At 71.7% G+C, this 19709-nt stretch carries 18 protein-coding genes and 1 tRNA gene; 12 read left to right on the top strand and 7 right to left on the bottom strand.

Annotated elements, in window-relative coordinates; translation table 11 throughout:
* Positions 1–350 precede the first annotated feature (350 nt).
* Entirely contained in the window at positions 351–2549 is a 2199-nt protein-coding gene (locus AC5L35_RS37180; RefSeq protein WP_495064451.1) for a bifunctional copper resistance protein CopD/cytochrome c oxidase assembly protein, read from the bottom strand.
* Positions 2550–2627: 78 nt separating this feature from the next.
* Here AC5L35_RS37180 and AC5L35_RS37175 point away from each other — a divergent pair, with 78 nt between their 5' ends.
* Positions 2628–3353, top strand: a complete 726-nt coding sequence (locus AC5L35_RS37175) for a class I SAM-dependent methyltransferase (protein WP_495064450.1) — start codon at positions 2628–2630, stop codon at positions 3351–3353.
* A 13-nt stretch (positions 3354–3366) separates the two neighbouring features.
* Here the strand turns inward: AC5L35_RS37175 and AC5L35_RS37170 are convergent, their stop codons facing one another.
* From AC5L35_RS37170 to AC5L35_RS37160, 3 genes are all read right to left on the bottom strand, one after another.
* On the bottom strand, positions 3367–4161 hold the full coding sequence (locus tag AC5L35_RS37170) for a PP2C family protein-serine/threonine phosphatase (RefSeq protein ID WP_495064453.1): 795 nt from the start codon (positions 4159–4161) through the stop codon (positions 3367–3369).
* Positions 4162–4304: 143 nt separating this feature from the next.
* Positions 4305–4976, bottom strand: coding sequence for a GOLPH3/VPS74 family protein (locus AC5L35_RS37165; protein ID WP_495064449.1), 672 nt, complete (start codon positions 4974–4976; stop codon positions 4305–4307).
* A 15-nt stretch (positions 4977–4991) separates the two neighbouring features.
* Positions 4992–5186: a hypothetical protein gene (locus AC5L35_RS37160; protein WP_495064448.1), complete on the bottom strand. Its 195-nt coding sequence runs from the start codon at positions 5184–5186 to the stop codon at positions 4992–4994.
* Between the two features lie 88 nt (positions 5187–5274).
* Between AC5L35_RS37160 and AC5L35_RS37155 the strand changes: the two genes are divergently transcribed.
* The 7 genes from AC5L35_RS37155 (at position 5275) to AC5L35_RS37125 (ending at position 11363) form a co-directional block, all read left to right on the top strand.
* Positions 5275–5348: transfer RNA gene (locus AC5L35_RS37155), tRNA-Arg, on the top strand.
* A 245-nt stretch (positions 5349–5593) separates the two neighbouring features.
* Positions 5594–6028, top strand: coding sequence for a Fur family transcriptional regulator (locus AC5L35_RS37150; RefSeq protein ID WP_495064447.1), 435 nt, complete (start codon positions 5594–5596; stop codon positions 6026–6028).
* A gap of 139 nt (positions 6029–6167) precedes the next feature.
* Positions 6168–8369, top strand: coding sequence for a catalase/peroxidase HPI (katG, locus tag AC5L35_RS37145; protein ID WP_495064452.1), 2202 nt, complete (start codon positions 6168–6170; stop codon positions 8367–8369).
* Between the two features lie 117 nt (positions 8370–8486).
* Positions 8487–8891: an ester cyclase gene (locus tag AC5L35_RS37140; RefSeq protein ID WP_495064446.1), complete on the top strand. Its 405-nt coding sequence runs from the start codon at positions 8487–8489 to the stop codon at positions 8889–8891.
* 46 nt (positions 8892–8937) lie between these two features.
* A complete protein-coding gene (locus tag AC5L35_RS37135; RefSeq protein ID WP_495064445.1) occupies positions 8938–9483 on the top strand; it encodes a hypothetical protein in 546 nt (181 codons plus the stop codon).
* A 165-nt stretch (positions 9484–9648) separates the two neighbouring features.
* Entirely contained in the window at positions 9649–10062 is a 414-nt protein-coding gene (locus AC5L35_RS37130; protein WP_495064444.1) for a hypothetical protein, read from the top strand.
* A gap of 215 nt (positions 10063–10277) precedes the next feature.
* Entirely contained in the window at positions 10278–11363 is a 1086-nt protein-coding gene (locus AC5L35_RS37125; protein ID WP_495064443.1) for an arabinan endo-1,5-alpha-L-arabinosidase, read from the top strand.
* Between the two features lie 15 nt (positions 11364–11378).
* On the opposite strand, the gene AC5L35_RS37120 is transcribed toward AC5L35_RS37125, so the two are convergent.
* Positions 11379–12098 carry a PASTA domain-containing protein gene (locus AC5L35_RS37120; RefSeq protein ID WP_495064442.1) on the bottom strand — a complete coding sequence of 240 codons (720 nt, stop codon included), beginning with the start codon at positions 12096–12098 and terminating at the stop codon, positions 11379–11381.
* A 171-nt stretch (positions 12099–12269) separates the two neighbouring features.
* On the opposite strand from AC5L35_RS37120, the gene AC5L35_RS37115 reads away from it, so the two are divergent.
* Positions 12270–14216 carry a vWA domain-containing protein gene (locus tag AC5L35_RS37115; protein WP_495064441.1) on the top strand — a complete coding sequence of 649 codons (1947 nt, stop codon included), beginning with the start codon at positions 12270–12272 and terminating at the stop codon, positions 14214–14216.
* The gene (locus AC5L35_RS37110; protein WP_495064440.1) at positions 14216–15496 is read left to right on the top strand and encodes an ABC transporter substrate-binding protein; all 1281 of its coding nucleotides are present in this window, start codon (positions 14216–14218) and stop codon (positions 15494–15496) included. Before AC5L35_RS37115 ends, AC5L35_RS37110 begins: the two co-directional genes overlap by 1 nt.
* Here AC5L35_RS37110 and AC5L35_RS37105 read toward each other — a convergent pair.
* The gene (locus AC5L35_RS37105; RefSeq protein WP_495064439.1) at positions 15493–16416 is read right to left on the bottom strand and encodes an NmrA family NAD(P)-binding protein; all 924 of its coding nucleotides are present in this window, start codon (positions 16414–16416) and stop codon (positions 15493–15495) included. The two genes, AC5L35_RS37110 and AC5L35_RS37105, sit on opposite strands and share 4 nt — an antisense overlap.
* Positions 16417–16514: 98 nt before the next feature.
* On the opposite strand from AC5L35_RS37105, the gene AC5L35_RS37100 reads away from it, so the two are divergent.
* Positions 16515–17081, top strand: coding sequence for a TetR/AcrR family transcriptional regulator (locus tag AC5L35_RS37100; protein WP_495064438.1), 567 nt, complete (start codon positions 16515–16517; stop codon positions 17079–17081).
* Between the two features lie 9 nt (positions 17082–17090).
* On the opposite strand, the gene AC5L35_RS37095 is transcribed toward AC5L35_RS37100, so the two are convergent.
* Positions 17091–18011, bottom strand: a complete 921-nt coding sequence (locus AC5L35_RS37095) for a ribonuclease Z (RefSeq protein WP_495064437.1) — start codon at positions 18009–18011, stop codon at positions 17091–17093.
* Between the two features lie 217 nt (positions 18012–18228).
* Here AC5L35_RS37095 and AC5L35_RS37090 point away from each other — a divergent pair, with 217 nt between their 5' ends.
* Entirely contained in the window at positions 18229–19152 is a 924-nt protein-coding gene (locus AC5L35_RS37090; RefSeq protein WP_495064436.1) for a polysaccharide lyase family 7 protein, read from the top strand.
* Positions 19153–19709: the final 557 nt, after the last annotated feature.

Here is a 19709-nt window from a genome sequence, read left to right as displayed (position 1 = left end):
CAAACTGGCATAAAACCAATTCATGATAAAGCTCGACACACTGTTGAGTTCTCAAAAGACACCCGCACACCATCCACAACCACAAATGGCCATGATCTGGGGCGTGTTTCCCACAGTACACCCACCCGATCTAGCGAGATCCGGGGGCCCCCGTGAGGGGCGGTCAGCGAGCCCTGTTGACCGGGGCCTCTAGGGCCTTCGTTCTGTCCGGCGTCTCGCTGACAGGGAGAAAGTTACGCGAGGCCTTGACACGTCGTCAAATCGCCCCCCCATTTGGGTCTTGACCTGCGCAAACGAGTCGTTCAACGTCACTCAGCGTGGCAGTCGAGGGCCGGCCACGCGACGAACGGTCAGCCGTTTTTGGGCGGTTCCGCCTGGTCCACTGTGGCACGAGATAGGCCTTGACCTGCGGTCACAGAGTGGTCGGCGATGCCACTCGACTCGTCCGGGCCGTCCGGGTCGCTCACCGCGGCCTCTTTCGTGTGACCCCGACCATAGTCGTTTTCGTCGCTTTCCGCGACGAGTGGTGCTCCTGTCGTCGCCAGGCGGCGCAGCATGGCGTTGTAGGCCACGAGGTCGGCGTCACCGTCGGCGTCCGCCCGGCGATCGTCGCGTCGGGCCGACCGTTCGTCCTGGCGCGACCACTGGATCAGCAGCGCGATCACCACGAGCAGCAGCGGTACCTCTCCCGCTGCCCAGGCAAGACCACCACCCAGGTGCTGGTCGACGAGCGGATCCGGCACCCAGGGCAGGGCGAGGCCGCGGTAGAAGTCCCCGCCCAGAGCCGTGTTCGCGCTCATCACCGCCACGCCGAAGAACGCGTGGAACGGCACGGACGCGAAGACCAGCCCCATCCGTGCAGCCGGCGGCAGGCGGCGAGGAGCGGGATCGACACCGACGATCGGCCAGAAGAAGATCGCTCCGACCAGCAGGAAGTGCAGGTTCATCAGCTTGTGCGCCCAGTGCTCGGGCAGCGCGGCGGGGAACAGTCCCGAGAAGTACAGGACGTAGTAGCTCCCCACGAACAGCGCCAGGGCGACCAGCGGGTGGGTCAGCCAGCGGGCGATCGGTGAGTGCACCGCCGCGAGCAGCCACTCACGTGGGCCGGGCGGGCCTGCTCGGCCGGACGGCGGCAGTGCCCGCAGCGCGAGCGTCACCGGGGCGCCCAGCACGAGGAGGATCGGGACGAGCATCCCGAGGATCATGTGCTGACCCATGTGCACGCTGAACATCGCCGGAGCGAAGCGGCCGATCCCCGAGCTGGTGGCCACCAGGAGCGCCGCGCAGCCCAGGAGCCAGGCCGCCGTGCGGCCGGCCACCCAGGCGTCCCCCCGCCTGCGGAGCCTGTGCACACCGAGCAGGTAGGCCAGGGCCAGCACTATCGCGGCCGTGCCGAAGACCAGGTCGAACCGCCAGTCGAACGCCAGCCGTCCGAACGTCGGCGGTCCGGCGAGGTCGTACCCGATCACCGCCTCGGCGCGGGACGGCACCTCTCCGGTGTCCGGCGGCGCACTCCGTCCGAGCGCCACCGCGAGCCCGATCGTCCCGAGCATCAGCAGCACCTCGACGCCGCCGAGGCGTAGCAGGGCCCGGGTCTCGCCCCGGGACGCCGCCCCGACCGACGACCGACGATGGGCCGCCCCCAGCGCGCCGAGCAGGATCAGTGCGGCTGCCTTCGCGAACACGAGCGCCCCGTAGCCGGAGCCGACGAGCGAGGCGAACGGGATCCGGACGAGTGCGTTCACCACCCCGGTGGCGGCGAGGACCAGCCAGCAGGCCAGCGCCAGCCGGGAGAACCGCGGCACAGCCGTTGCCAGAGCGGCGTCGCGATCGGGACCGCGCAGGGTGGCCACGCCGATCACCGCCACCAGTCCGCCCACCCACAGGGAGGCGGCCAGGACGTGCAACACCAGGCTGTCGCTCGCGAGGTCGTGCGCGCCGCCTCCGGCCGAGTGCCCGGTCAACGCGACCGGGAGGGGCCCGAGCAGGGCGATTCCGAAGAGCACCGCGCTCCAGCCCCACGTCAGGACGGTGCGGCAGCCGGTGAGCACGACGATCGCGACGAGCGCGGTCAGCGACCACGCCGAGGCGTCCGACAGGCGGGGAACCAGATCGAGCAGCAGCCCGGGATCGAGCACCTCGCCGACCGGGCGGCCGAGCGCGTCGGCCACGCTCAGCGGCACCATCAGGATGGCGCCCGCCGTCCAGCCGGCCGCGGACCACGAGGCCGTGCGCAGCGCCCGGTACCCGGCTACGTCCAGGTAGCCGCCCCGTTGCGGAGCGACGAGGAACGCCGCGAGCAGGAGCGCACCGATCGTCAGGACCATCCCCACCTCGGTGGCTGCCCGGACGGCGGGGAGACCGACGGTGGTCATCGTCCCCGGGTCGGGGAGCCCCAGCGAGGCCGCCGGCCGAGCGTTGGTGAGGACCGTCAGGCCCCCCGCCACCAGAACCGCAACTGCCGTCCCGAGCGCAGCGACGCCGGCCGCGCCGGACGGCGGCCTGGTCTGCGGTGGCGGGGCGGCGGGCTCGACTGTCGCGTGCGCCATGTGCCCAGGCTATGCCCGATGTGCCTGATCGCGCCGGACGGTCGGGGATGCCGGAACCGGGGCTGCCACACTTCGCGCGTGACGGACGGAGCGAGGCTCGTGGACGGCGAGGATGTCACCGAGCGGGTTCTGCTGGCCGCCGACGGTCCGCGCGGCAGCAAGCCCGTGCCGTGGGCGGCGGCGCCCCTGCTCACCGCCGAACGTGTCCTCGACCTGTACTGCGGCTCCGGTCCACTGGCCGACGCGCTCCGCCCCGGCCGCTGGCTCGGCGTCGACCCGCGGACGCCCCGCGGGGTCAGGCGACCCCTGCTGCGCGGCGCACCCGATGCGATCCCGCTGCGCTCGCACGCGGTGGACGGTGTCGCACTGCTGCTCGCCCTCCCCCGGCTCCCCGACCTGGACGGGATCTTCGCCGAGGTCCGGCGGGTGCTCCGGCCGAGCGGCACGCTCGTGATCCTGGTTCCGTCGGCGGTGCCGGGTTCGGCCGCGGAACTGCGGCTCGCGCCACTGCTCTCCACCGTGCACCGCTCCGGCTGGCTGCACCGCTCCGCCCTCGACCGGACGGGCTGGCTGCTCGCCGCAGCCGACTACGCCGTGCTCAGCGACGACCGGGTGTCCTTCACCCTCCCGCTCCCCGACGCAGAAGCCGCCCAGGCATCCGTGGACGATCTCCCCCGCGCCGGGCTGTGGCCGCCGGACCTGCCCGCCGCCGTCCGGGCGCGGGCCGCTGCACGTCTGGCACGCCGAGCCGGACCGGGCCGCACGCTGCCCCTCCCCCTGCGACGGCTCGTGGCGCGCCGCTGACCGGAGCCCTGGGTCAGGCGTCGTGGGAGTGGGCGGCGCCCACCACCACCGGGGCGTCGTCGGGTTGTGGGGTCTCGTCCACGAGGTCGGCGACGACGCAGGTGATGTTGTCCGGTCCGCCGCCCTCGTTGGCGAGCTCGATGAGCCGGGAGACCACGTCCACCGGTTCCTCGATCTCCGCCAGGACCTCCTGGAGCTGCGAGTCCGCGAGCACGGCCGTGACCCCGTCGGAACAGACCAGGAACCGGTCGCCGATGAGGCCGTCGACGAGGAACAGATCCGGTTCCGCCGGGGTGCCCTCCTGCAGGGTGCGGATCAGCCAGGACCGGCGGGGATGGACGGCCGCCTCCTCCGGGGAGATGCGCCCTTCGTCGAGCAGGCTCTGGACGAGGGTGTGGTCGCGGGTGAGCCGGTGCAGCTCACCGTCGCGCAGGAGGTAGGCCCGCGAGTCGCCGATGTGCGCCACACCGATGCGCGTGCCGTGCACCAGGAACGCGACGACGGTGGTGCCGGTGCCCCGCAGCTCGGGGTTGTGTTCGCTCAGTTCGGTGAGCCGGGCGGCCGCATCGGTGATGGCCTCGTCGAGCGCGGCCAGCAGATCGACCTCGTCGAGGTCCAAGCCGCGGAGTCGGGCGTCCAGGTCGAGGAGCGCGGAGACGGCGACCGAACTGGCCACCTCTCCGTGGGCGTGGCCGCCCATCCCGTCCGCCACGGCGAGCAGCCGGGGACTGATGGCCGCCGAGTCCTGGTTCATCGACCGTCGGCGCCCGACGTCGGAGCCTGCCGCGGAGCGCAGCGTCGGTGACATGGCGCTCACCCTCTCACGCGAGGTACGAGTTGATCGTCGAGCGGCACGCCCGCGTGCGCCGGATGACCTGAACGGCACGTCGCACGCCGTGCACGCTCGACGAGTAGCCCACTGCCGCGGGCCCCCGGGCCGCTGGGGGACCCTCAGGAGCCGCCGCTCGAACCCGCCGCCGACGCCGAGGCGGCCACGGCCACCGCCACGCTGGTCTGCACCGCCTGCACGGCCTTGCGCACCGCCGGCCCGGCCCAGTCGCCCTGCGCGACCTGGTCCGCGCGGGCCCTGAGCTGCCGGCGCGGCCCGTCCACCAGCTTGTGCTCGGCCTTGACGGCGTGCACCAGCGAGATCAACAGGGCGACGTGCTGGTCGGGCGGGGCGCCGTCCCGCAGTACCTCGGCGATCCGCCTGCGGAGCTCGGTGACCGGCCCGGCGTCGGCGGCGGGCCAGGTGGTGACGGGGAAGACACCGAGGAGCCGGCCACGGTCGCGGCGTACCAGCCCGCGCTCGACCAGCCGCTGCAGCACCGGCTCACAGGTCTTGCGCGCCAGCCGTTCCACCGCCTTCTGGGCCCGGAGCGTGTGCCGCCCCTCCAGCCGGGCCAGTGCGGCGTCGAGCAGCGGGTCTCCGGTGGTGGAGGAGTCGGCGACGGTGAGCCGTGCCCTGGCGCCCGTCCCGTCGGCGGTGAGCCGGTCGTGTGTCGACAGGTCGAGCAGGAGGGCGCCGCCGATGGCGCGTTCCAGGGACGTGCTGTCGACGATCGCGCGTCCGGACTCCGGGTCCAGCAGGAGGAGGACCAGATCCTCGGTGATGGTCGCCATCGTGCTTCCTTCCGTTCAGGCCGTCCGGGCGGACCGGGCATCGACCTCACGCACGAAGTGCAGCACACGCGCGTTCACCGCGTCGGCGAACTGACCGGTGACGGCGTGCGTGGCACCGGGCCACAGCTCGGCCCGGCCGTCGGGCAGCGACCACCGCGCCCGGTCCGACCCCAGGCCCCGCTTCGAGCCGGGAGCGCCGCTCGGCCACAAAACCCCACGTGATCGACCCGCGAGCCAGCGGCGCGCGGGCGTGGGCGCCCCGCTACCCTCATCGTGGCGGTCAGGACGACCGCCCCGCGCCCTCGTAGCTCAGCTGGATAGAGCAAGAGCCTTCTAATCTCTAGGTCGCAGGTTCGAGTCCTGCCGGGGGCACAAACCCTCCCTGACGAGGGAGGATGCTGCGAAGAACGGATCGCCCGATCTCTTGCACGAGCTCGACAGCGAGACTTGCCGGATCGACCTGGCACGCAGAAGGTTCCCCTCCCGGCCAGGGGAAGGGGCCTCGACCGGAAGCGCAGTTCCGGCGACGAACGCAGCCGTCCTCGAGTTCGTGCCGCACGACACTCTTCACTCTTCTGGATTTGATCCAGTCAGTTCTTCGTGCTGTGATGTGTGTCGTGCAGAACACCCCACAGGTCGAGCGTCTCCTGCGCGACGCCGCGCTACGCGTCACCGCGCCGCGCAAGGCCGTGCTGTCGGCGGTGCACGACCACCCGCACGCAGACACCGACACCCTGCTCGCGGCGACCCGGGCTCGGCTCGGGTCCGTGTCGCACCAGGCCGTGTACGACGTCCTGCGTGCCCTCACCGACGCGGGCCTGGTCCGCCGCTTCCAGCCGGCGGGTTCGGTCGCCCGTTACGAGGCGAGGGTGGGCGACAACCACCACCACCTCGTGTGCCGCTCCTGCGGCGCGGTGAGCGACGTCGACTGCGCCATCGGCGAGACCCGCTGTCTGACCGCATCCGACGACGCCGGCTTCGAGATCGACGAGGCCGAGGTCGTGTACTGGGGTCTCTGCCCAGCCTGCCAGTCCCCTCCAGCGGGCCGCTGAGCGCGCCCGCCACGGACCAGACGCACACCACCACCAGGCCGGCCGGGTTCCAGGGCCGGCGTCCCCCTGAGGAAGGACCGACGTGCCCCCCGAGAGCGAGAACCCGGCCACGGCCGACCCGAAGCCCCGCGACTCTTCCGTGAGCCCGCAGGGCACCGACGACACCGAGAGCAGGAGCGAGAGCGAGAACCCGGCCCTCGCCGGTCCCACCTTCCACCCGGAGACCCGCCCGCGGAGCAACCGCGACTGGTGGCCGAACCAGGTCGACCTGACCGTCCTCAACAAGACCTCGGGCGACTCCGACCCGCTCGGCGAAGACTTCGACTACAAGAAGGCCGTCTCCCAGCTGGACTTCGAGGCGGTCAAGGCTGACGTCGTCCAGGTCATGCGCACCTCGCAGGACTGGTGGCCCGCCGACTGGGGCCACTACGGCCCGCTGTTCATCCGCATGTCCTGGCACGCCGCCGGTACCTACCGCCAGGTCGACGGCCGTGGCGGTGGCGGCGCCGGCGCCCAGCGGTTCGCGCCGCTCAACAGCTGGCCGGACAACGGCAACCTCGACAAGGCCCGCCGCCTGCTGCTGCCGGTCAAGCAGAAGTACGGCCGCAGCCTGTCCTGGGCCGACCTGCTGGTGCTCGCCGGGAACGTGGCCCACGAGGACATGGGCTTCGAGACCTTCGGATTCGCCTTCGGCCGCGCGGACACGTGGCAGCCGGAGGAGGTCTTCTGGGGTCCGGAGGACACCTGGCTCGGCGACGAGCGCTACAGCAGCGACGCCCCGCTCGAGCTCGAGGGCGCACTCGGCGCCGTCACCATGGGCCTGATCTACGTCAACCCGGAGGGCGCGAAGGGCGAGGCCGACCCGGTCGCGACGGCCCACGACATCCGTGTGACCTTCGGCCGGATGGCGATGAACGACGAGGAGACCGTCGCGCTCATCGCCGGTGGCCACACCTTCGGCAAGGCCCACGGCGCCGGGAACCCGGACCTCGTCGGCCCGGAGCCGGAAGGCTGCCCGGTGTTCGCCGGCGGGCTCGGCTGGAAGAACCAGCACGGCACCGGCAAGGGTGCGGACACCATCACCAGCGGCCTCGAGGGCGCGTGGACCCCCACCCCCACGAAGTGGGACAACAGCTTCTGGGACACGCTGTTCGGCTTCGAGTGGGAGCTCACCCGCAGCCCCGCGGGCGCCAAGCAGTGGAAGCCCAAGGAGGCCGAGGGCCAGGAGCTCGTTCCCGACGCGCACATCGCGGGCAAGAAGAACCCGCCGATGATGGCGACGAGCGACCTGTCGCTGCTCGCCGACCCGGAGTACCGCAGGATCTCCGAGCGGTTCCGGGACAACCCCGACGAGTTCGCCGAGGCCTACCGCCGGGCCTGGTTCAAGCTGCTGCACCGCGACATGGGTCCGGTCTCGCGCTACCTCGGCCCGTGGGTGCCGCAGGAGGAGCTGCTCTGGCAGGACCCGGTCCCGCCGGTCTCCCACGAGCTGCTCTCGGAGTCCGACGCGGCCGAGCTCAAGAAGCAGATCCTCGCCTCCGGCCTGTCGGTCTCCCAGCTGGTGCACACCGCCTGGTCGGCCGCCGCGTCCTACCGCGGCACGGACAAGCGCGGCGGCGCGAACGGCGGCCGGCTGCGCCTGGAGCCGCAGGCGAGCTGGGCGGTCAACGCCGGCACGCAGGAGGTCATCGCGAAGCTGGATGAGGTCCGGGCGGCCTTCGGCAAGCCCGTCTCGATCGCGGACACGATCGTGCTGGCCGGCGCCGCCGGCATCGAGAAGGCCGCCGCGGACGCGGGCGTGGACGTCACCGTCCCGGTCGCCTTCGGCCGCACCGATGCCTCCCAGGAGCAGACGGACGTCGAGACGTTCCAGTACCTGGAGCCACGCGCCGACGGGTTCCGCAACTGGATCGCCCCGGACGTGAAGCTCGACCCGGAGACGCTGCTGATCGACCGCGCCTACATGCTCGAGCTCACCGCCAAGGAGCTGACCCTCCTGGTCGGTGGCCTGCGGGTCCTGGGCGCGAACACCGACGGCGCGCAGCACGGCGTCTTCACCGACCGCCCGGGGGTCCTGTCGCAGGACTTCTTCCGCAACCTGCTCGACCTCAGCGTCGACTGGAGCACCTCGGCCGACCAGGAGGGCGTCTACGAGGCCCGCGACGCCAAGGGCGACGTGGTGCGCACCGCCACCGCGGTCGACCTGGTCTTCGGCTCGAACTCGATCCTGCGCGGCATCGTCGAGGTGTACTCCGCCGACGACGCCAAGGAGAAGTTCGTCCGTGACTTCGTCAAGGCCTGGGACAAGGTCATGAACCTGGACCGGTACGACCTGCGGTAATCACTCCGTCCGACGACGCCCCGGTCCGCCGCACCCGCGGCGGACCGGGGCGTCAGTCGTACGGAGGGCAGTTCGCGTTCGGCAGGACCCGGGTACCACGCGTATGGAGGTCGAGACATGACGAACGTCGATCTCGAGAGCCGCTACCGCGCCTACCTCGACGCGCTCAACGAGCGGCGCCTCGATGACCTCGTGCACCACGTGCAGGACGAACTGTCGTACAACGGCGAGCCGATGACGCGCCGGCAGTACCGGGACATGATCGCCGCCGACATCACCGCGACCCCCGACCTCGTCTTCGACGCCCGGATCGTCGTCGTCGACGGCGATCTGGTGGCCTGCCGCCTGGTCTTCGACTGCACACCGCAGCACGAGTTCCTCGGCTTCTCACCGAGCGGCAGACGTGTCCACTTCGCGGAGCACGTCTTCTACCAGTACCGGGACGGTCGCATCGCGGCGGTATCGTCCCTGATCGACCGCGCGGCCATCGCGGCACAACTCCGTTCCGACACCGCACGATGACCTCGACGCGTACGCCGGCAACTGCGCCAGGTCCGGAGGAGAGCCGATGCGAGTCGCCCGTTCAGGCACGGTGCGAGCGGCATTCTCGGGGCTGGTCGTCGCCTCGATGGCCACGCTCGCGATCGGTTGCTCGACGGCTCCGCCGGTGGGTGAACCGCCCGTCCGCCAACCGGTGGCGACACCCTCTGTGCCCGTCGACGGGTGTCCAGAGGTCACCACGCCGACCGCGACGCCGTCGCAGGGGCCGACGCAGATGGTCGTCATCGACTATGTGGACTTCATCCGCCTCGACGGCCGCGAGTACCTGGCCGCCTTCACTCCCACTCCCCCGATCAGCCGCGCCGATCTCGGCGAGGTGGTCGCCGAGTCGCGATGTTCACTGAGCGCCTTCAACGAGCGCACCGGGGCGGACCCGGGGCCGTCGAGAGACGGCGACACCGGCTTCCTGCCTCCCGGCACGGACATCCACGCCGTTCGCGGATGGGACCCGATGTGTCGCGTCGCGGCCGAGCGGGACGGCAGGCTGTCCGTCTATCTCGCACAGGAAAAGGGCGCGGACCACGCTCGGCCCGCCGCGTGCGCGGTGGGTTGAGCCGGGATGTCCATCTCCACCGATTCTCGCCACACTCGTGGGCTTCGACGCCGCAGCGAACCTGGCCGAAGAGGCCAAGGATCCCTATCGCGGCGTTCCGCGCGCCATCGTGGATCGGTAGGTCTGAGGCCCGGCCCGGTCGGGCGCGGGGCATAGGCTCGCCCGGTGAGCGCCCAACGGTCATCCCGCGGCCATGTCATCGTGGCGGCGCTGCTGGGCGTCGCCGCAGTGGCCCACGGAGGCCTCGCGCTGACCTCGGAGTCCGCATTCGTCGCCGGTCTCTCCGGGCTGCTCGCCGTCGTAGCGATCGCGCTCGTTCTGGTCGGCCTGCTCGTCGGGGCGGCCCGGTTCGGCGGCGACCGTGAGGACCACTGGCTGCTCGCCTGCGCGATCATGGGCGCGGTCGGGGTCGCCAGTGCTCTCGTCGTGACGTGGCTGTCGGTCTCCGGGCCCGGCGCGGGCGGCGGGTTCGACCCGTGGAGCCTCGGTGTGCTGCTGATCGACGCGCTCGCCGTGCGGGTGGCGGTCTTCACGCTGCGGCGTTCACCGAGCGGGACACCGGGCGGGTCTGCGCGCTGAGACGGGGGACGGCTCCCGGTTCGCCATCACCCGCAGCGCCCCGATCGACGTGGACGGACGATGACCCACCCCGGGCGCGGGAACGCCGGATATCGGTGACGAACACGCCCCGGGGCCGCCTACGTCCGGACGGGTAGAGAGCGTCACCCCCGCGGTGGGTTCGGCCCGCCGTCACTACAACGAGCGCCGGTCGGGACGCACGATGGGATCCCACGATGAGCGCTCCGTCCGGCAGCCCGGACCCTCCCACCGAACGGATGACGACCGTGCGACTTGCCCGCCTCCTGACCGTCGCCGTGGCCGTGTTCGCCGCAGCAGCGGCCACGATGGTGCCGCTGCCGGCGATGGCCGCCGACGCGCAGGACCCCGGAGCCGGGGACACCACGTCGCAGCTGAGGGGGGATCTCGCCGCCCACGACCCGGCGCTGGTGGCGGGTGGGCCCGGCGAGAACTGGTACGTGTTCTCCACCGGCGACCCGGCCGTGCAGGGCGGGACGCTCCAGATCCGCATGTCCGCCAACGGGCGGGACTGGGTCTTCGCCGGAACGATCTGGGATGCGATTCCGGCGTGGCTCACGAAGGCCGTGCCCGGCGTGAACAACCTGTGGGCACCCGAGGTCTACCGGAAGCGCGGGGTCTACTACCTCTACTACGTGGCGTCGACCTTCGGCTCCAACAGGTCGGTGATCGCGCTGGCCACCAACACCACGCTCGACCCGGCGAGCCCGAACTACAGGTGGGTGGACCGCGGACCGGTCATCCAGTCGGTCCCCGAGGACGACTTCAACGCGATCGACCCGGGAATCGTCGAGGACGACTGGGGAACGCCGTGGATGGCGTTCGGCTCCTACTGGAGCGGGATCCGCATGGTGCCGTTGCAGTGGCCGTCCGGCCTCCCGGTCCCCGCGAAGGGCGAGCCGCTGCGGTTGGCGGACCGGCAGGAACCGCCCAACGCCATCGAGGCGCCGTACGTGGTGCGCCGTGGGGGCTGGTACTACCTGTTCGTGTCGTTCGACACGTGCTGCCGCGGAGTGGAGAGCAACTACCGGGTCGTCGTGGGTCGCTCCCGTCAGGTGACCGGCCCGTACATCGACCGCGACGGACGCCCACTGCTCGAAGGCGGCGGCACCGCCGTCGTCTCGACGGCGGGCGACCGCGTCGGGCCCGGCGGCCAGTCGGCGTCCGACGGGATACTCGCCTTCCACTTCTACGACGCCACGGCAGGCGGGCAGCCGCGGCTGGCCCTGCAGGGGATCTACTGGACCGCCGACGGATGGCCCACGCTCACCGCAACGGACTGACCACCGCGCACGTCGTCAGCGGACGCTCTCGCCCGTGGTCTCGTCGATCGCGCCACTGATCTCCCTGGGGGGTGGCGGCGGGCGGAGCGGGCTGCGGACACCCGCGGAGCCCGGTCCGCGTTCCACCCACAGCGTGACGGGCGAGCCCCGGGAGACCCGCGTACCGGCCACCGGCTTCTGCTCCACCACCACGTACTCCGACAGCTCCCCGCCGAGGAGCGGCGCAGGATCGGAGTCGGGGCTGACCGCGACGAGATGCACCAGTATCAGGGCCCGCCGCGCCTGCTCCCACGACAGACCGAGCACATCCGGGACGACGATCGCTGCGCCCGCCGCGCCCGTCAGCCCCCGGGCTGCCTCGGCCAGGCGTTCGGGGACCGTGCGGGCTCGCCCAGGCTCCGGCTCGCCTGCGGCGGGGTCGCCCTGCCGGGCAGCAGAGCGTTCGTCTCCGTCCAGATCGCGCCACCGCTCCCAGGCGGACTGACGCGTCATCCCCCGCATGGTCGCGATCTCGGCCCAGGACTTCCGGTTCGCGCGCGCCGCCTTCACCGCAGCCAGCTCCGTCTGATCGAGCAGCCGGCGCACGACTCCGATGTCCGACAACGCGTCCAGGGCCGCGTCACCTGCAGCCGTGCCCGCGCCCGTGGCGTCGACGTCGCGGCCTCCGTGGTCCCAGCCGTCGAGTCGGCCCCACGCGTCCCGCCCGGCCGGCCACGGGTCCCTGCCCCCTACCATTTCGTCAGGCTAACCTGACAGCGCGACAGTGACAAGAACCTCGACCGGCGGCCCCCGATCCGGAGAGGGGTCGTTCCTGTCGGACCGGTTGCGTACGGTGTGTCACTGATCGACCGGATCGCGCCACCCCGGTCGTCGTACAAGGGCGTAAGCGGGAGGGGGCTCCGTCGCGTGTCCGAACCCGGCGACGGTCCCCCGCGGCCGTCCGCACTGTGGCGGGCGGTGGGGTTCGTCCTCGCGCTGCTCGGCATCGTCCTCGTGGCGATCACGCCCAACCCTCCCGAGACAGCCCAGCACTGGATCCAGATCGTGGCCGGTGCGGCCCTCACCGCGTTCCTCACCGCCTACGCGGGCTGGCACGAGGCGGTGCGGCGCATGTTGGAGGGCCGCCCGACCTTGCTCGTGCGCTGGCTGCAACGCAGGCGGGCGGCCGTCGGGGTGGCCATCGTGCTCGCCGCGGCGCTCGCGTTCGGTGTCCCGCCGGTGTGGGAACTCGCGCGGGGCGTCTCGCTGGGCTTCGCCGGCTGCGCACCGGTCACGCAGCTCCGCATGGTCGCCGACCCGGAGACCGTCACCACCGCCCGCGGGCTCGCCGACTCCTACGAGCAGTGGACGGCCACCGACAACCACCACTGCCCCACCGTCGACGTCTACGTCTACTCCGCAGCAGGCGACGAGATCCGCGAGCAGATCACGAAGGGCACGGGGTGGTTGGACGGGTCCACCGCGCTGCGCGACATCGGGCCGCAGCCCGACATCTGGCTGGCCACCACGAGCCATGAGCTCGCCGACCTGACCCAGCCGGGCGCCCAGGCCTCGGCGGTCGCCGAGGCCACCCCCATCGCCGTGTCACCCGTGGTGCTCGCCGTTCCCGACGCCGTGGCGGTGCGGGAGAACAACGAGCACAGCCGGTGGGCCGACGTGTTCCGCAGGCTCACCGACGAGGACGTCGACGTCGTGCGTGCCGACCCCGACTCCACCCAGCTCGGCCTCCTGGCCACCGCGCTGCTCTACGGCGTGCCCGGGCAGGACGGCGCTGCGAGCCCGCAACAGCTCGCTCCGGCCGAGGTCGAGCACCGCATCGCGGCGTCCCTCGACAGGGGCGGCTTCCCCCTCACCGACACCCCCGGGCTCCTGTGCCGGCATCGGACGCTGGGGGCGCAAGCCGCCGTAATCGCGTCCGAGCAGCAGGTCGTGCGGTTCAACCTGGGCGATCCGCTCGGCGCCTCGTGCCTGTCCGGCACCGACCGCCCGGAGCGGCTCACGGCCCTGTACCCGACGGACACCCGGGCCCTCGACCACCAGTTCGTGCGCCTCTCGTGGAGCGACCCTCCGCAGGAGCAGGCCGCCGCCCGGTTCGGCGCGTGGCTGCGCAGCGACCCCGGCCGGGAGGCGATCGTGCGCACAGGGCTGCGCCCGGTGGGTCCGTACACCGTCGGACCCACGCTCACCACCGTCGGCATCGATCCGGGCGCCGTGCCGGCCACGGAGCCGATCCCCCCGGGCCAGTGGGACGGCACGGCCGCAGCGCACGACGTCGCCCAGCGACGCGGCCGGGTGCTCTTCGCCCTGGACACCTCCGGGTCGATGGCCACGGAGACCCCCGAAGGAAGACGAGCGGACTTCGCCGTGGCCGCCGTCCTGGCCGCGCTGGGCGGTATGGGCCCCGGCGACGAGTTCGGCCTCTGGTTCTTCCCCGACGCACCGGGCACCGGCCACGTGGAGGCGGTGCCGCTGGGGTCCTCCGAGCCGGACCGGCTCGCGGCCGCCCGGCAGGCGCTCGCCGGCGTGCGCCCCGCGGGGAACACCCCACTCTTCCGCACCATGACCGACGGTGCCGCAGCACTCGGTCCCGCGGACCCGGGCCGGGTCGACGCGGTTGTCGTCCTGACCGACGGTGAGGACACCAGCAGCGGTCTCACCGCCGATGCCGTCAGCGCGTCGCTCGCGGGCAGCGGGGCGCGGCTCGTCGTCGTCACCATCGGCGAGATCCGCTGCTCCGACCCGGGTCTCAGCGCGATCACCACGGCGACGGCCGGGGAGTGCCGCGACGCCGACCTGTCGAATCTCAGCACGGTGCTGCGCACGGCCATCGCCGGGCTGTGGGGTGGCCGCTGATGGACTGCATCGACTGGAAGAAGCCGCCCATCTGGGCGTGTGTCGGCATCGCCGTCGGCGTCGTCGCCACGCTGATCACGACGGCGGTCACGGGGCTCGTCACCGACCCCGACGATCTCGAGGACGGTCCGATCGTCGTCCTGTCCGGACGCGACGCCAGCATCCACGGTCAACGCCAGGAGCTGGTCAGCCAGTGGAACCGGCTCCATCCGCGGAGCCCGGCCCGGATCGTCGAGGCGTCCGCGATCGCCGACGCCGCGCGCAGCGAGATGCTGGCGAGGGCGCAGTCCGGGCGGGGTGAGATCGACGTGTTCAACCTCGACGTCACCTGGACCGCCGAGTTCGCCGACGCCGGCTACATCCAGAGCGTCGACGAGTCGCAGGTCTCCACGAGCGGCTTCCTCGCCGGACCACTGAACACCTGCCGCTACGGCGGCGTGCTGTGGGCACTGCCCTTCAACACCGATGTCGGGCTGCTGTACTACCGGTCCGACCTCCTCGACGATCCGCCGCGCACCTGGGACGAGCTCGAGGAGAAGGTCCAGGAGATGCGTGCGCGCAGCGGCAATAACGTCGACGGCTACGCCGGTCAGCTCGCCGACTACGAAGGCCTCACCGTCACCGCGCTCGAGGTCATCCGGGGCGCAGGCGGATCGGTCGTCGACGAGGACGGGAACGTCGTCGTCGAGAACCAGCCTGCGGCGATCGCGGCGGCCATCGAACGCCTACGCGTGATCGCGCCTGCCGGGATCCCGGAGCTCGACGAGACGAGCAGCATCCAGCTCTTCCAGTCGGGGCGGGCGTTGTTCATGCGCAACTGGCCCGTGGCCGTCCGGTCACTCACCCAGGGCCTGGAGGGCATCCCGGCGGTGACGTTCGGCGTCGCCCCGCTGCCCGGTGGAGCAGGTGTGCTCGGGGGGCAGAACCTCGCCGTGTCGGCCGACACCACCCGTCCTCGTGCCGCGCGGGCACTGATCGAGTTCCTCACCGGTGAGCGCAGCCAGCAGATCCTGTTCGAGCGCGGAGGGCTGCCTGCCACCCGCAAGGTCGTCTACTCCGACCGGGCCGTGCGCGAGCGCTACCCGTACGTCGCCACGCTGGAGCAGGCCATCGGGAGTGCCGAGCTGCGACCCAGCCAGCCCCACTACGCGCGGTTCAGCGACGTGTTCCGCTCCGCCGTCAACGGCTACCTGCGCCGCGACGCCCCGCTTCCCGACGATCTCCAGGATCAGCTGGTGGACGCGTTGAAAGGCCGGCTGGCCCCTGACGACGACGGCTAGGCCCCGGCCGGCATGTGCTCCTGCGCCCAGGTGTCGAAGCTGGTGAGCGGGATGCCGAGGTCCCTCGCGTACTGCGGGCGGCCAGGCTGGCCCGCCACGTTCATCCACTCGTGCGTGGTGCCCATCGCCGGCATCCCGGCGGCGAGGGCTTCCTCCTCGGTCATGTCCGGCACCGGCAGTTGCGTGCCCGTGGCACGGGAGAGGACCTCGGCGATCTCCGTCATCGACAGGTAGTCGCTCGCCAGTTCCAGCTCGACGCCGTGGAATCGCTCCGGCGCGGCGATGGCCGCGGCCGCCGCCCTGCCGATGTCGTCCACGGCCACCAGGGACAGCCGGGTCTCGGCGTTGAGGACGCTCACCAGGCCGCCCTCGATGCCGCGCGGGAACAGGAACGCCATGGACGGGAGGAAGTTCTCCATGAAGAAGCCCGGCTTGAGGAGCGTCCAGTGGGGGAACCCGGCCGCGCGGACCCGGTCCTGGATCGCACTCTTCGCTCCCAGGGTGGGTTCCATCGACGCCCAGCGGCCTTCGGCCCACCCGAGAGCTTCGGTGTGCTGTCCGGCGCCGGTGACGGACGTGTGCACGAACTGCGGCACTCCGGCGGCCCTCGCTCCCTCGACGAGGTTGACGCCCTGGGCAACCTCGCCCGCGACATCGATGCCCTCTGCGCTCATGGCGGGCATCTGCACGGAGAAGACGGCCCGGGCGCCCTCGGCGGCCCGGCTCACGGAGTCGCGGTCGTGCAGGTCGCCGGTGACCAGTTCGGCGCCGAGCGCCTCGACGGCCTTGGCCCGGTCGGTGCTCCGGTCGCGCACCAGTGCGCGGACGGGAACGCCCGCCGCCAGCAGGGATCGGGCGGTGGCGCCGCCCTGCCTGCCGGTGGCGCCGGTGACGAGGACGGGCGCGGAATCTGTGGACATGGTGCTCCTCGAGTAGCCGCCCATAAACGGCGGGCCCCGCCGTTTCGACTCCGGTACGATATGGCGGGCCCCGCCACTTATGCAAGATCGGAGATGGCATGCCCGAACGCCGGCGCGCCGACGCCCGGCGCAACTACGCGCGCATCCTCTCCGTGGCCGAGGCCGAGGTCGCCGCCCACGGCGCCGGCGCCTCGCTGGAACAGATCGCCCGGACCGCGGGGGTCGGCTCGGCGACCGTCCGCCGGCACTTCCCGACGCGCCGTGCGCTGCTGGAGGCGGTCTCCGGGGAACGGATCGAGGCCTTGCGCGTCCGCGCCCACGACCTGACCAGCGCGGGCGACAGCCGGGACGCGCTCCTGGAATGGCTGGGTGACGTCATCACCTACTGCGTCACCGCCCGCGGCCTGGCGGCCGCGCTGGCCTACGACGGCGCCGCGTCCGACCCGGTGCACGAGAACGCCTGCTCGGCGGCGCTGGAAGAGGCGGCGGGCCCGCTGCTGCGCCGCGCCGTGCAGGACGGCACGGTGGCCTCAGGCGTCACCGTCACCGACCTGATCACCCTGGCCGTCGGCATCGTCCTGGCCACGGAGCACCACCCGGACCCCGGCGCCAGAGCGCATCGGCTGTTCGGTCTGGCCGTGGCCGGGCTGAGCCCGCAGCGCTGAAACAGGAGCTCAGACCGCCCGTCGTTGCGGGACCGGGATGCGCATGAGGTCCTGCGCCACCACGATCTCCCCGTCGAACGCTGCGGCGGCCTCCGCGTGGAACCGGGCCGGGTCCGCGTAGCGCTGGGAGAAATGGGTGAGCACGAGCCGACGCACCCCGCCAGCGGCGGCCACCGTTCCGGCCTGCCGGGCCGTGAGATGACCGTACGAGGCGGCGAGCGCGGCGTCCTCGTCGAGGAAGGTCGACTCGATCACGAGCATGTCCACCCCCTCGGCGAGGGCGTGCACCGCGTCGCACAGGCGGGTGTCCATCACGAACGCGAACCGCTGTCCACGGCGGGGGACACTGACCTCCTCCAGCCCCACCGTGCGGCCGCCCACCTCGAGGAACCCGGCGCGCTGCAGGCGGCCGACGTCCGGGCCAGCGATGCCGTGCCGGGCGAGCCGGTCGGGCAGGAACCGTCGCCCGTCCGGCTCGACGAGCCGGTAGCCGAACGCCTCCACCCCGTGGTCCAGCCGGCGCGTCTCCAGCGTCCAGTTCGCGGTGACCGCCACCGCGCCCTCCCGTTCGATCGGCTCCTCCCGCAGGTCGGCGACATCGTGGAAGACGCTGGCGTGGCGCAGCCGCTCGAAGTAGTGCTGTCCGGACGCCGGGAAGTGCGCGTGCACCGGATGCGCCACGCGGTCCAGCGAGAGCCGTTGCACGACACCCGGCACACCGAGGCAGTGGTCGCCGTGGAAATGGGTGAGGCACAGTCGGCTGATGGCGCTGCTCGCCACGCCGGCGAGCAGCATCTGGCGCTGGGTGCCCTCGCCGGGGTCGAACAGGAAGCCGTCGCCGTCCCAGCGCAGCAGGTAGCCGTTGTGGTTGCGGTGCCGCGTCGGCGCCTGGCTCGCGGTGCCCAGCACGACGAGTTCGCGGCCCGTCATCCGGAGCACGTTACCTGCACGGCGGCTGACGGATTCACACCCACGAACGGTCCGGCCACCCATTCGGGGAGCGCAGTACTCCCGTCCGGACCGTGAGCGCGACTTACGCTCCGCCTGGGCGTGCACCGCATGCGGCACAGCGACCAGCGGTGCTCACGTCAGCCACGGGCCCAGCCGACAGCGCAGCCGACGACCGATCGGACCGGGAGCGCAGTAGGTGAACGTCGAGAAGATCACCGCCGGGGTCATGCCGGCACTCGCGGCGATGACCCTGGTCGTCGTGCCGGTTGCCGTCCCGACGACCGGCTGCGCCGGGCCACCGCCTTTCCCACCCATCGACTGGTTCACGAGCCCGACCACGATCCCGCCCGCACCCGTCCTCGTCCCCTCCGCGGTGCCTTTCGCCGTACCTCCCGCGGCGCCTTTCGTCGTACCTCCCGCCGTGATCCCTGCTCCGGCACCGCCGGCGCTCGCATCCCCGGTGCGCGGCCGGTATCCGGGCGAGGTGATCGACCTGTCGAACTGGTACCTGACCCTCCCCACCGGAGAGGAAAGCGATCCGGACGACATCTACCAGCCGCACCTCACCACCTACCTGGGGTCGCACTTCTCCCTGAACAGCACCGGGAACGGGGTGGTCTTCACGGCCAACGCGGGTGGGGTGACCACGTCGGGCAGCAGCTATCCGCGCTCCGAACTGCGGGAGATGAGCGGGGACCAGAAGGCGGGCTGGTCCAACCGCAGTGGCACCCACACCCTCTGCGTCCGGCAGGCCATCACCCGGTTGCCCCAGGTCAAGCCCCACCTGGTGGCGGCCCAGATCCACGACGCCGATGACGACGTGATGCTGGTGCGGTTGGAGGGCGAGCGGTTGCTCGTGGAGTACCAGGACGGTGACCGCGAGGTGGTGATCGACCCGGCTTACCGCCTGGGCACCCCGTACGACATGCGGATCGTGGCGGCTGCTCGCCGTGTGCAGGTCTTCTACAACGGCTGGCTCAGAGCCGATATCCCGGAGAGCGGGTCCGGTTGGTACTTCAAGGCCGGGAGCTACGTGCAGTCCAATCCGGACAGGGGCGACGACCCCGATGCCGTCGGCGAGGTGGTCGTCTACTCCCTCCAGGTCACGCACACCGGATGACCGGAACCGGGCGGCGGGGGCCGACCCCACCTGTGGGTGGCCACGGACGAGTGACGGAACGGGGAACTGCCGCCGGATTACAGTGACGGAAAGAAGCCACGCCGCTCGGTCAGGGGCGCCCGCTCACTAAATCGTGTGCTCTTGATTGCGTCCCGGATCACACCGGTTGCCACCATCGACGGAATTGACAATCAAGCGAAACTGTGGCGCCGACCCGGGCGGGAAGCCGGCGAACCAGCCCGCGAGCTGGCAATCCATGACGATTTAACGCCGCCCCGATCATCGGAGCCGTGACCCTTCGTAACAACTGCCGTGGGTAACCGGCGATTTACCGTCTGCGATACTCGATCCGGCCCGTCGGACCGAGTTTACCGTCCCATTGGAAGGGCGCACATCAGATGCAGGCGTCGAGGATCTTCATCGTCGGTTCGGGTGTGGTCGGGGTAGCGACAGGAAGAGGATTCCTGGCCGCCGGTCACAACGTGACGTTCATCGACACGGACACATCACGGCTGCACGAACTGAGGACGACCCACGGGTTGGATGCGCGCGCGGAG

This window comes from Pseudonocardia sp. OZ21 (assembly GCF_059359135.1).
The sequence above is the reverse complement of the archived record's forward strand: the minus strand, read 5'-3'. Positions and strand labels throughout refer to the sequence as shown.